Genomic DNA, 12,186 nt, shown 5'->3' with positions numbered 1-12,186 from the left:
ACCCGTTAATGTACTGATATCACTGTACCTCAGTTACCTGCAATCTGCTGTATATTGGGCTGATGGTGAGCACAAACATAGCGTACTAAATTAAATAGCAATGTTGTGGGTTTTGAATTTATCTGATGGTCACCATACTCTGCTAGATATTGCAGAAAGGTCGGGAATGTAATTTGATCTTATTAGATATGCTGTTGATACATATATTGATACATGACTTAGTGACTTGCCTCACTAAATCATCTTAATTCTTTAAAATCCGACAATAGTAGTTGAGAATACTTATTTTGTGTTTACTTACTTTAATATTACTTTTACATTATATTTATAATTACTGCTCTAAAAGTAGCTAAACTTCATTCTAGAGAATATACCCTACCTCTTCACTATTGCTTAGAAAAACATAATATCCTGCTTCATGATTACTTAAATAAAATGTCATTAATTATACCATTGTAGTAGCAGCTTAAAAGATTGATATTAGAGAAGTAGTTTAAAAATATAGCTTGTCTGTCTACTACATGAATAAAAAATGGGCTGCTAAACGACTTACAATCAATCTCACATCAAGCGAGGCACAGAAGCTTGAACAATACTGTTCAATGACGGGTAGACCAGCAACCGATGTGATTCGAGAATTAATCCGTTCTCTTTCTACTCAAGAGGAAAAAGTCCCCCAAACTTAGGAAATCATACTAAACAAAAAATGAAACTATGACAAGCACATCTCAATTTGTGAGTGAAATATAGTGTTTCATAGTTATCAGTTATTTTCTTGCAAACACGCGCTATAGGTAGCAACTGAACACAACCCAAATGTGATTTTGCTCATTTAGCCATGCCCAATATGGATGGTTTTGAGCTAATAGTTCACCTACAAGCGAATCCTCAAACCCGTTCTGTTCTCATCTAGGACTTACGCACTGTACAAATTAATTATGGTATGCATTTACCATCCATAGGTCGTTTCAGGCTTTTATTAATCATTCTTTGATAGTAAATAGACCTGCACTTTCGGGGCACAGCAATGCTATGCTCCTACAACAGATGTGATTTTTCAAATCATCCATATTTGGTCTTTCCTGTCAATGTGTAAGTCCTATAATCATCGTCTTTAGTCCAGCGTATTCAAGGAAAATCACCACCGGAGCTTAGAGGTAGAGGCAACATTCTTGCCCAAACCCCTCAAGATCGACCAACTACTCAATAAGCTGCGATCGCTGTTGGGAGTAGATGTATACCCAATCTTTATCTCAGCAGTCCGCCCAATTGGGGGTTTCCACGCTACTTCCTACCCTTCTCGGGTGGCAGAAGGAGTACAAGTCGGGCATTATCCGCCCAAAGTCTTGGCTCAACTTTCCAAGACAGACCCCATCAGTGATAAGTTAAGAGCATGAATAATTTGTCAATAAGCAATAGTGCTTAAAATCATGTTGAAATCCGGGTAGAAAGCACAATTTTAAAGCTGGCGATGCCATACTACTTCGTGGAAGCAAGCTACGCGGAGTGTCTCGTAGAGAAGGCGGGCTACGCCTACGCGTTATATTTAAAAGCATCATTTACCCTTACTATTTACCCTTACTCGAAAAACTCAGTAAAAAGCTTAATTTGATCCGTCATCAAGTAGTTAATTTATCGCCTAATTACTATTGACAAAATTGATTTTGTCTTAACCTCTCACGAATAGACAGACCCTTCAAAAGTCTTGTTGACCACTAAGGGAATCCCAAAAATAAATTCTTCAGCCAAATGTAGTAAAGTCAGCGTAGCGATCGCCACCCTGGAAATAACGATAACAGGTTTTTTGTCAGATGGGGGACACACCGTTATTTAGATTGCCCATCCCATAATCAGTAATAGTAATGGCTTTGCCAAAACCTACCCTTTAAATTTACATACAAGGAGTAGAGCGATTGCCTCTTCGAGAGCTAAGAATCTAATCAGAGAGTGCGTTAGCGTAGCTTACTGTAGGTATCGCTTGTTCTCAATTGCGACGGAAATTCCTCTTACGTTGCTTGTGCCTTGCGACTTCTTTGCGCTTGTGTTTTTCCAAAGGCGTTTCAAAGTGACGATGCTTTCTCATGTCTGGAAAAATACCTGCTTTAGAAACTTCCCTCTTAAATCGACGTAAGGCTGACTCAATTCCTTCATTTTCGCCCACAAATACTTGGGTCATTTTCATCTCCTACTGTAATTGGTACTGGGCAATTTTAAGCCATCCAGTAGACCGGAGCGCAAAAAGGGCAGATACTGATTCTGCCCTTAAAACGTTAAAACTGAATTTTTTATCTTAAATAAAGCTTAGTAACGTCCTCGAGAGTATCCTCCACCGCCGCCGCTGCCGCGACGGTCACCACCAAAGGAACCACCTCTATCTTCCTTGGGTTTAGCCTTATTCACTTTGAGGTCGCGTCCCATCCACTCAGCACCATCAAGAGCTTCAATGGCAGCTGTTTCTTCAGCTTCTGTACCCATCTCTACGAAAGCAAAGCCGCGAGGGCGTCCAGTTTCACGGTCAGTAGGCAACTGAACCCGTTTTACAGAACCATGTTCGGCAAAAACAGAGGTGAGGTCTTCTTGTGTGACCTCGTAGGATAGATTACCTACATAAATTGACATGCGTTATCTCCAAAATCATAGGTGTGTAGAGATTTAGATTTCGGAGACAAGCTTGTTAAGACCAAAAGGGAAAAGCCTGTCAATACTAAAAACAAACACTGTAACCGAATTTTATTCTCACCTAATTACCTTAGCACATCATTCAGTTCTTACCCACCGTAAAAAAGGAAGTACTAAGAGTCAGCGATCGCCCGATGCCTTCTCAGAGGATGTTTTAAAAGTCCTCTCTTCAGTAGCAATTTTTAATAACCTGATTTTTTTGACTTATACGTTTGTAAATCAAAGCCTTTTAGGGGATGAAACAGCCCTGCTTTTTAAGGGGAGCCAGCGCTCAGAGGGGTTTCCTTAAGTGGAGCGACTGGCGTGGGTTAGGGAGGATCAATAAGTGCCTAAAATCACAGCCAAGCACTTCTCAAACATCCTCTAAGTCATTGATTCATGGGCAACTCCGACATTGAGTAGCAGAAATTCCCCAAATAATTGCAAAATAAATGCAGTTCGTCATTGTTACTACCTGGAAATGCCGACTACACTTGCTGACGCACGAAATGTGCTTTCTGACCTCATCCCTCGCTACTCAAAGCGTGTAGATTATCTGATGATTCGCCTTGAAGAAGCAGAAGGGACTGATATCTTGTTGCGTGGCGACAAGGTAGAAACCCTCAGTGAAGGCATCTCAATTGGTGGACATATTCGCGCTTGTTATAAAGGTGGATGGGGGTTGAGCTGCTTTAACGAGCTGGCAACAATTCAGGATCGAATAGAAGAAGCGATCGCTGCTGCGCGGATGGTTGGTGATGAAGAAACTTTACTTGCACCCATTGACCCGGTGCAAGCAGTATGCATTCTACCCCTAAAAGGCACCGATCCGCGAAAAATCCCACTCTCGAAGAAAAAACAATTGTGCGATCGCTATGCCCAATTGCTCAAAAGCGTTGATCACCGGATTACCACTACCTCGGTGCGCTATGGAGACAGTGCCCAAAAAGTGATCATTGCTACTTCGGAAGGGACTTTAATCGAGCAATCTTGGGTGGATATGGAAATGCGCTTTGCCGCCACCGCCAGAAATGGCGAAACCGTACAAACTGGACGGGAAACTACTGGTTCTCGCAAAGCTTACGAAGATTTAACTGATTTGGATGAACAGGTCAAAAGTGCCGCCCAAAGAGCGATCGCAGCTTTATCTCTGCCATCGGCGAAAGGCAATACTTACACCGTCGTTATTGACCCAATTCTCACCGGCTTGTTTGTCCACGAAGCCTTCGGACATCTTTCTGAGGCTGATATGGCTTACGAAAATCCTGATTTGTTAGAAGTCATGACGATTGGACGGCGGTTTGGGCCAGAAGAACTCCAAATTTTTGATGGTGCTGCTTCAGAGGGACATCGCGGTAGCTATTTTTACGACGATGAAGGCACGCCTGCTACTACTACTCAACTAATTAAAGATGGAGTTTTAGTTGGACGTTTACATTCTCGTGAAACCGCTGGCAAATTGGAGGAAGCGCCTACGGGTAACGCCCGCTGTCTCAACTATCACTTTACGCCGATTGTGCGGATGACAAATACCTGGATTGAACGGGGTAAAACACCAGTCAAAGACTTATTCACCGATATCAAAGAAGGAGTGTATGCCCGTAATTGGTTGGGTGGGATGACGAATGGTGAAATGTTCACCTTTAGTGCTGGGGAAGCGTGGATGATTAGGAACGGTAAAATTGCTGAACCTGTGCGGGATGTAACGCTTTCGGGAAATGTATTCCAAACTTTAGCGGATATTGAGGCAATTGGTGATGATTTTTACTGGGATGAATCCGGCGGTTGTGGTAAGGGAGGGCAAAACGGCTTGTCAGTGGGTTGTGGTGGCCCTAGTCTCCGAATTCGAGATGTAGTGGTTGGTGGGGAAACCTGAACTACCCACCCCTATACCCGGTACTCAGGGTGAACTCAGGTTTCTAGTACAGTGCGGCGTCAGTTTACATACCTTTAACAAGGGGATTTTGCTCCAAGTCTAGTCCCAAGTCTTGTTAATTGAGATGGTGGCTGGATTCTTGCCGTACTGTACTAGTACAGTGCGGCGTCAGTTTGCCTACCTTTAACATAATTGAGATGGTGGCTGGATTTTTGCCGTACTGTACTAGTCTCATGGGGGAATGCCTCAATTCAAATCAATTTGCTAGCCAGAAAGCGACGTTACGCACATAGGTTTTGATATCTTCTAAGGCGCGTGGCTCTTTTTTCATCCCATCTCCTGGTGGCTCATCTACAAAAGTAGGACAGCCTTGGTTAATATCCCAGTTGTAATCTACTAAATGATGGAAACTGGAGTTAGCTACTGCTCGTCCTAATCTATTTCCCTGTTCATCTTGATGATGCTCGATCGCTACAACCAAGTTGAAGTTACGATCTGTAACTAAACTTTTACCCAGAGCAATTACCCGCGCGTTTGCATTGCCCAAAGACACGCCAATTCCACCTTCATGGGGATGTGTTGGGAAAAAATCGATACTTCCCGTAGGTGAATTGGGATTTGTTAAAAGTTCGTGAATGGGTTCAACAATGGTAATTTTTTGATAATCGCCGTTAGCTCCCGAATGATAGTTAGGCCAGGAAATATAAGTTGTGTATGAGTCATCTCGGCTCCAGCGAGATTCGTCAGGATCGGGATTTTTTGTGTTGAAATAGTGAACATCACCAATGTCAGCTAAACCACACATCGAACAGCCCATATCCTGATGATCGCGTGTTGCTAGAATACCGCCGCCGCGTTGCCGAAAAGCATTAATTCCGGCAATGTCTTTTTCGGTTAAACCCTTATCCACCTCTAAACCAAATAGCCAAAGTTCATCAAAATTTGATTTTTCGAGACTACTTAAAACTGGATCACCACCTACTGCATCTGATTCGTAATCGCGTCCTGTAACTTCAAATAAGGAGTTTCCTGCTTCGTCTTGAATCGATGCTAAATAATCTTGTAACATCGAGAAACGAAAAATGCTCCAGTCATCTTCAGTCGTAGGAATCGTAGTTTGCAAAAGAATACGAATTGGTTTTGCCATAACCTTTGCCAGATGAACACCACAATTGAGTATAGCGATCGCTTTGCACTAATTTAAATTTTTAAATTCCTCAACATCCGTCCCAAGGATGAGAGTAACTCATAACTTTAGGTAGTAGCGCTAGTAGTTGAGGATAGCTAATTTAGATAAAAGTGATTGCGATATTGACTCTGGTTTGATTCACCACACCAATCCCTCGTGGCGCGTACTAGGGATTTACTGCCTGTCTGGGTAACCTGGATAGCCTCAATTAAAAAGTTCCTTAGCACAGCGACAGATATGAAAGCAGATCAACTCCTGAAAAACTATAAAGCAGGTGTCAGAGACTTTACTGGTGTCAACTTGAGCGAGGCAAACTTAAGGGAAGCCGATCTCAGTGACATAATTTTAGATAGAGCAATTTTAGATGGAGCTAATCTGAGTCACGCTAATTTAGCCCAAGCCAGTTTGATTAAGGCAGACTTAAATGGAGCAGATTTGAGCAATGCTAACCTTACTGGTAGCAACTTAAGCGGAGCCATCTTGGATGGAGCTATCTTGGATAGAGCAGCAATGGAAGGAGCTAATTTGAGTCAGGCTGATTTGACGGTTGCTAAACTGATTGAAACTAACTTGAGTGACGCGGATTTGCAGGAAGCAAGTTTGATAGCGGCGAATCTAGATGGAGCTGATTTGAGTGGTGCAGACTTAGGTGTAGCCGATTTGTCCCAGGCAAATCTCACCCAAGCAGATTTGAACCAGACAAATTTGAGCGGAGCAAATTTGGAGGGAGCCAATATAGAAGGAACCATCCTGGATGAAAATGTGTGACATCTCCCCCGCTAAATCGCAGTACCGATTATAGCGGTGGGATATCAGGCGAATTAGTTAAATCAGTCAACATTAACAAGTAAACTATTTGCACTGAAAATAAATTTAGAGCAGTTTGTAATTGAGTCCAATAGAGACTTAACAAGAAAAGCCCCTTCACTACTAGCCTTGGGGAGTAAGCCTCAAAGCCTTTGACGCCACATAGCAAGGCTCGTCGGCAGAGCCGGACGCCAGTCGCTCATGGGGAAACCCCCTACAGCCCTTTGGGCATCCTACGGCAGGCGCTAGCCTTTCCCTTTGGGAGAAGACCGCGCTGGCTCCCCAAGGCAGTGGCTCCTTCTTGCAGACTATGGTGTGCACATAAGTCGAAAAAAGGTGTTGCTGAATCAAAATATGAATTAGGCGATCGCTCTCAGAACTCGGAACTTTGAGCTTGGAACTCGGAACGCCGAGATCACAACTCGGAACTTTGAGCTTGGAACTCGGAACACCGAGATCATAACTCAGAACTTCAAGCTTGGAACACCGAACGCCAAGATCAGAACTCGGAACGCCCAGATCAGAACTCGGAACGCCCAGATCAAAACTCGAAACGTCCAGATCAGAACTCGGAATCTTGCATGAGAGTTTATAACTTGTGTGTACACATTATCCGCTTGCAAGAAAAAGTAACGTGGATATATTTTCTCCACACAAGGATACTACTTTGAAAAAGTTTGCTACAAGTAGTGTTATTTACGATTGTCATAATTAAAACAACCGACTCTCAACTATCAATGGAGAACTTTACCCTCGTTGTCACACTCTATGTCAACCCTATGACAGGAAATGATACCAATACTGGTTCACGGTTGAGTCCATTTAAAAGCCTCACCCGGGCCTTAAAAGTAACCAAAATCTCCACGATAATTCATCTGGAGTCGGGGACTTACAGCGCTGCTAGTGGTGAGGTGTTCCCACTAGTCATCCCTGGAGGGGCGACAGTAGTAGGTAACGAAGCGAACAAAGGTGCAGGGATTGTAATTTCTGGGAGTGGCGAGTATCAAAGTCCCAGCTTTGGTATCCAAAATATCACGTTTCTCTTGCTAGATAATGCTAGTCTTTTAGGTATAACTGTCACCAATCCCTTAGCAAAAGGTACTGGTATCTGGATTGAATCGGCTGCACCTACTTTAGCTAACAATACTTTGAGCGATTGTGGGCGGGAAGGTGTATTTACCACTGGTACTGCCAAACCCACAATTTTAGATAACATATTTGTGCAAAATACTGCTAGTGGGTTAGTGATGGCAGGTCATAGCCAGGGAGAAGTACTGCAGAATGTATTTCAAAGAAACCCTTTAGGCATAGCAATTAGTGACTTTGCCGCTCCGGCGATCGCAAATAACAAATTATCAGAAAATCGCACAGCGATCGCACTTTCTCGCAACGCCCGCCCTGTGCTGCGTCAAAATCTCATTGTTAAAAATACCCAAGGTGGTCTATTAGTCAATGGCAATGCAATTCCTGACTTAGGTAATACCGACGATCCTGCTGATAATATTTTTCGTGATCATAGTGAATTCGATTTATACAATGCCACTACCCAAAAGCTGGTTTCAGTAGGTAATCAGTTGAATCCTGCTCTAGTCTTGGGCTTAGTCGAATTGCTTCCAGCCGATCGAATAGCAGTTAGCACCAGTTTCTCTGAGGCTCCGACTGAATCCCCATCTGAAAAACTCCCTGCGCCTGTTCAACTGGATGAACATTGGGCAGAACCATTTATCCAGGCATTAATGAGCATGGATTTAACTCATAGTTTCGCTGATGATAGCTACAAGACAGATAAACCCATGACTCGCGCCCAGTACGCGGCTTTGGTGGCGATCGCTTTTAACCCATTTCCTAAAATCCCAGCACCTGATTTTATGGACGTACCCAAGGATTTTTGGGCTTATAGCGCAATCCAAATCGCGGCTAGCGGTGGCTTTGTTGGCGGATTTAGCGATCGCACTTTCCGCCCTGATCAAAATGTCCAGCGGCTACAGGTGATTGTCTCCCTAGTAAACGGACTGGGACTACCTTCTACTGATAGCCATGCTTTAGAAGTTTACAGCGATCGTCATACCATTCCTGACTATGCTCGGACAGCCGTTGCCACTGCCACACAACGGGGAATAGTTGTCAACTATCCAGATCCGAGAGTACTTGCACCTTCACGTTCGGCAACACGCGCCGAAGTTGCAGCAATGGTTTATCAGGCATTAGTTGCCATTGGGCGAACACCTGCAATAAAATCTATCTATGTGGGGTTGCATTCCAGAAGTTGACAAGTAGAATAGGAAACACTGCCTATCGGCTTAGTAACTCGTGGAAAAAAATCATGTAGTTAAAAGCACGTTAGGCTAATATGCGATGGGTGACAAATCTTAGACCTATTGCCTAAAGCTAATAGCCCCATGTTAACAACACTTCCCGACACCTCTGCCAACTTGGCGATCACTTTATTAATTAACTATAGTTTCGATCTCAGTGGGTATAGTGCCAATGAGCTAGTTGAGCGTTGGCAAACACAATATCCCCTTAATTGGCTACACCTGGCAGTGATTGAGGCACTATATCAAGGTCGTTATAAAGCGGTTTCCGTGCAGCAAATTTTAGTATTTTGGCAGCGCCGGGATCAGGCTACATATCATTTCAACATGGAATTTGAACGGATGATTTGTAGCAAATTTCCCCAAAGGTTAACCTCATCACCTGCTCCAGCCCTACCACCAGTCAAGAAAGAGCCTACTGTAGAGAAAGTCACGAGTCCTCAATTACCACCTGCTAAGATTCGCAACGGCTATCAACACAGCAATACTGCAACTCTACAACTGAAAAGTTACGAACAAAAGGCATCTTTGAGTGAAGAAGAGAGGAAGCAGGAAGATAGAGACAGTAAAACCGTCCTAAAGTCTCCCCTTTCTGGGAAATTTGCCTCTTCGGCAACGCTTCAGCTATCATCTACTGTCAGCCAAAGGCAAACTTCACAAGAAAGTCCACCGCCCTCTCCATCACCATTCCATCATAAACGGGCAAAACTCCTCCCACCTGCTGCTATTCATGCTCCAATCGGGCAATTTACCCCGGAAAAAAGCGATCGCTCTGAGTCTTTCACATCCAAACTCAAAGCGATGTCTGGCGAACAGAATCCGCCAATTGTGGGGAGTGGGGAGTAGGGAATGGGAGGAGTAATTAATCTTTTTGGGTTTTTACTCTGCAACCAACTGCATAAAGCGCTGATCATCGGCAATATCATCAAAATCTAGGTCAATTGCTGCGTCTTCTTTATACCTGGGATTAAGTTCAATTGCTTGTTGTAGAGTTAGCAGAGAGCGTTCAACTTGTCTTTGCAGTGCGTAACAGGCTGCTTTGTTATAATAGGCACTGGCATAATCTGACTTAATTTCTAAGGCTTTGTTAAAACTAGCGATCGCTTCATCATCGCGTCCCAATCTCACCAAAGTATAACCGTGTTTATCCCAGATTTTGGGAGAATTGGGTTGGAATTCCAGCGCTTTATTAAAGGATACCATTGCCTCTTCGTATTGTTCCAATGCTACTAGGGAAAGACCGCGATTTAACCAAGCAACTGCATCGTCAGGTTTGATTTGTGTAGCTTTGTCAAATGAGGCAAAGGCTTGATGATGCTGTTGTAAGTTACCAAAAGCAACGCCGCGATCGCACCAAGCTTGATGATAATCTGGTTGGAGTTTAATAGCTTGGTCATAAGATGCGATCGCATCTTGGTAGCGTTTTAATCTTCCGAGAGTTAGACCTCGTTTTAACCAAGCCACAGGTTGATCAGGTTGGATTTTAACCGCTTGGTTGTAAGCTGCGATCGCATCTTCATAGCGCCTTTCAGAAAACAGCGCATCTCCCTGTTTTATATACTCATCAGCAGTGAATTCTGGTTCTTGTGGCTGTTCCTGTATTTCTTCCTCAACTTCAGAATTCACTACCTCTGGAATGGATGCAGATGTCATCTCAACTTCAACTTCAGAATTCACTGCCTCTGGAATGGATGCAGATGTCATTTCAACCAGTTTTTGAAGAATTAGATCCTTTCTTTGTTGGGCATCCAATTGTAACTCAGAAAGTTGAGAGACAAACTCAGTTTCTAATCTTTCTATCTTCTCCAAAATGAGAATCTTTTGTTGTTGAGCATTCGATTGTAATTCTGAGAATTGCGAAGTAAATTCCGAGCCAGATTTTTCTAAATTCTCAATGATTAACTCTTTCCGCTTTTGAGCATCTACTTGTAATTCGGATAGTTGAGCAGCAGACTCTGATTGTAATATTACTAAACTCTCAATAATTTTATTTCTTTGCTCCTGAGCATCCGCCTGTAATTCAGATAACTGAGATTTAAATTGATTATCTAATTTTCCTAAATTATCAAATGTAATATCTTTTTTGGTTTGAGCATCTACTTGTAATTCGGATAATTGAGAAGCAAATTCTGACTGCAATTTTGTTAAACTTTCCAAAGCTATATCTTTTTGCTTTTGAGCATCAGACTGCCATCCAGAAAGTTGAGAGGTGAACTCAGACCTTGATATTTCTAAATCAGCAACGGCTAGTTCTTGTTGTTGTTGCGCCCCTAACTTTAAATTAGACAGTTCCTCTGTCATGACAGATGCTAATTTTCCTAGATTTTCCAGTGCTATATCTCTTTGTTGTTGAGCATCAAACTCTAACTTGGATAGCCCAGAAGCAAAATTTAACTCTAAATTTACTATATTTTCTTGAGATTTTTTGAGTTCCGTTTGTAATCTACTTAATACCTGGGCTTTAGCTAAATCTAGTTCAGATGTTAGGGTAGATAAATTTTCTTGTTCATTTTTAATTTTTTGTTGTAAACTAACTGTTTCCTGTTCTAATTCATAATTTATTTTTTTAGCTTCTTGAATAATATTTTCAGCATCTTGCTTAACGGTGGTTAGCTGATTTTGTAACTTTTCCATTCCTTGTAGTTGTTGCATTGCTCTATCAACAATTTCCCGGATTACCACCCGTCGTAGGAGCCAAAATAAAACAATGATTGCGACTGGAAATAGACTTAATATAACTAGCCAGATATCGAGTAAGATAGTTGTACGGCTAAAAGCGCTCTTAAAATCAGATTGTACTTGCTGTTGAATTCGCTTTTCTGCTCGTAGTTGCACTAATTCTTCCCGTTCCTGATTTGATAACACCGGAGTAGGAGTTAGTGCTGGGGAGGGTGATGGTGCAGATTGGCCACTGGCAATTCCAACGGATAACAGTAAGGGTAAAAAGACAATAGTACTTTTTAGAATTAAAGCGAAAACAGCTTGATTTTTGCTCTTCATAACAACCATCTCAGTCTGTTGGTCAGTTTTTGAAGCGGCGTGCCTCTCTCCAATCTATAACAGAATTAAGTAGTGAAATGTTGTAGAAGCAGTGGGAAATGCTAAACCATCCTTAACTAATCCGCCGCCTCATCTGTTACTGTACGCGAAATTTCACTGATGGAGTGCAGTCAATGCCTACCTACTTACCGAACTAAGTTAGATGTTCCTACAGATGGCAGAGCAATACAGTTCAGTTAAGGATAATTGTAGGTTGGGTTGAACGTAGACAAAGGAGGCGGCTTAAGGCAGGGTAGTGAAACCCAACAAATGCCCGTTTAGGTTGGGTTACCCTGCGGGAA

12 protein-coding genes are annotated in these 12,186 nt (G+C 42.6%); 8 read left to right on the top strand and 4 right to left on the bottom strand.

The features are described 5' to 3' along the window. Positions 1 to 100 precede the first annotated feature (100 nt). The 3 genes from Q0541_RS34400 (at position 101) to Q0541_RS10760 (ending at position 1,397) form a co-directional block, all read left to right on the top strand. Positions 101 to 172, top strand: coding sequence for a winged helix-turn-helix domain-containing protein (locus Q0541_RS34400; RefSeq protein WP_366941854.1), 72 nt, complete (start codon positions 101 to 103; stop codon positions 170 to 172). A gap of 349 nt (positions 173 to 521) precedes the next feature. After that, the gene (locus Q0541_RS10765; RefSeq protein WP_273764049.1) at positions 522 to 686 is read left to right on the top strand and encodes a CopG family transcriptional regulator; all 165 of its coding nucleotides are present in this window, start codon (positions 522 to 524) and stop codon (positions 684 to 686) included. A gap of 486 nt (positions 687 to 1,172) precedes the next feature. Then, positions 1,173 to 1,397, top strand: a complete 225-nt coding sequence (locus Q0541_RS10760) for a hypothetical protein (RefSeq protein ID WP_298909461.1) — start codon at positions 1,173 to 1,175, stop codon at positions 1,395 to 1,397. 587 nt (positions 1,398 to 1,984) lie between these two features. On the opposite strand, the gene rpsU is transcribed toward Q0541_RS10760, so the two are convergent. Then, positions 1,985 to 2,176: a 30S ribosomal protein S21 gene (gene rpsU / locus Q0541_RS10755; RefSeq protein ID WP_094333031.1), complete on the bottom strand. Its 192-nt coding sequence runs from the start codon at positions 2,174 to 2,176 to the stop codon at positions 1,985 to 1,987. Between the two features lie 125 nt (positions 2,177 to 2,301). Beyond that, entirely contained in the window at positions 2,302 to 2,619 is a 318-nt protein-coding gene (locus Q0541_RS10750; RefSeq protein WP_273764054.1) for an RNA-binding protein, read from the bottom strand. A 520-nt stretch (positions 2,620 to 3,139) separates the two neighbouring features. Between Q0541_RS10750 and Q0541_RS10745 the strand changes: the two genes are divergently transcribed. Then, a complete protein-coding gene (locus tag Q0541_RS10745) occupies positions 3,140 to 4,534 on the top strand; it encodes a TldD/PmbA family protein (protein WP_298909453.1) in 1,395 nt (464 codons plus the stop codon). Between the two features lie 256 nt (positions 4,535 to 4,790). On the opposite strand, the gene Q0541_RS10740 is transcribed toward Q0541_RS10745, so the two are convergent. Beyond that, a complete protein-coding gene (locus Q0541_RS10740; protein WP_298909451.1) occupies positions 4,791 to 5,681 on the bottom strand; it encodes a hypothetical protein in 891 nt (296 codons plus the stop codon). 279 nt (positions 5,682 to 5,960) lie between these two features. On the opposite strand from Q0541_RS10740, the gene Q0541_RS10735 reads away from it, so the two are divergent. The 4 genes from Q0541_RS10735 (at position 5,961) to Q0541_RS10720 (ending at position 9,691) form a co-directional block, all read left to right on the top strand. Beyond that, positions 5,961 to 6,491 carry a pentapeptide repeat-containing protein gene (locus Q0541_RS10735; protein ID WP_298909448.1) on the top strand — a complete coding sequence of 177 codons (531 nt, stop codon included), beginning with the start codon at positions 5,961 to 5,963 and terminating at the stop codon, positions 6,489 to 6,491. 191 nt (positions 6,492 to 6,682) lie between these two features. Further along, positions 6,683 to 6,922 (top strand): hypothetical protein, encoded by a 240-nt coding sequence (locus Q0541_RS10730; RefSeq protein WP_298909445.1) that lies wholly within the window; start codon positions 6,683 to 6,685, stop codon positions 6,920 to 6,922. Between the two features lie 345 nt (positions 6,923 to 7,267). Next, positions 7,268 to 8,800 carry a DUF1565 domain-containing protein gene (locus Q0541_RS10725; protein ID WP_298909465.1) on the top strand — a complete coding sequence of 511 codons (1,533 nt, stop codon included), beginning with the start codon at positions 7,268 to 7,270 and terminating at the stop codon, positions 8,798 to 8,800. A 129-nt stretch (positions 8,801 to 8,929) separates the two neighbouring features. After that, positions 8,930 to 9,691: a hypothetical protein gene (locus Q0541_RS10720; protein WP_298909443.1), complete on the top strand. Its 762-nt coding sequence runs from the start codon at positions 8,930 to 8,932 to the stop codon at positions 9,689 to 9,691. 33 nt (positions 9,692 to 9,724) lie between these two features. Here Q0541_RS10720 and Q0541_RS10715 read toward each other — a convergent pair whose 3' ends face one another. Next, on the bottom strand, positions 9,725 to 11,845 hold the full coding sequence (locus tag Q0541_RS10715) for a tetratricopeptide repeat protein (RefSeq protein WP_298909440.1): 2,121 nt from the start codon (positions 11,843 to 11,845) through the stop codon (positions 9,725 to 9,727). Positions 11,846 to 12,186: the final 341 nt, after the last annotated feature.

The sequence above is a fragment of the uncultured Nostoc sp. genome (assembly GCF_937863485.1).
In the GTDB taxonomy this organism is placed as follows: Bacteria; Cyanobacteriota; Cyanobacteriia; order Cyanobacteriales; family Nostocaceae; genus Nostoc.
The sequence above is the reverse complement of the archived record's forward strand: the minus strand, read 5'-3'. Positions and strand labels throughout refer to the sequence as shown.

Bases quoted from the DNA above. Each gene is read 5' to 3' on its own strand.
- Q0541_RS10740 (WP_298909451.1), bottom strand. From the start codon at position 5,681: ATGGCAAAACCAATTCGTATTCTTTTGCAAACTACGATTCCTACGACT.
- rpsU (WP_094333031.1), bottom strand. From the start codon at position 2,176: ATGACCCAAGTATTTGTGGGCGAAAATGAAGGAATTGAGTCAGCCTTA.
- Q0541_RS10750 (WP_273764054.1), bottom strand. From the start codon at position 2,619: ATGTCAATTTATGTAGGTAATCTATCCTACGAGGTCACACAAGAAGAC.
- Q0541_RS10725 (WP_298909465.1), top strand. From the start codon at position 7,268: ATGGAGAACTTTACCCTCGTTGTCACACTCTATGTCAACCCTATGACA.
- Q0541_RS10720 (WP_298909443.1), top strand. From the start codon at position 8,930: ATGTTAACAACACTTCCCGACACCTCTGCCAACTTGGCGATCACTTTA.
- Q0541_RS10745 (WP_298909453.1), top strand. From the start codon at position 3,140: ATGCCGACTACACTTGCTGACGCACGAAATGTGCTTTCTGACCTCATC.
- Q0541_RS10765 (WP_273764049.1), top strand. From the start codon at position 522: ATGAATAAAAAATGGGCTGCTAAACGACTTACAATCAATCTCACATCA.
- Q0541_RS10715 (WP_298909440.1), bottom strand. From the start codon at position 11,845: ATGAAGAGCAAAAATCAAGCTGTTTTCGCTTTAATTCTAAAAAGTACT.
- Q0541_RS10735 (WP_298909448.1), top strand. From the start codon at position 5,961: ATGAAAGCAGATCAACTCCTGAAAAACTATAAAGCAGGTGTCAGAGAC.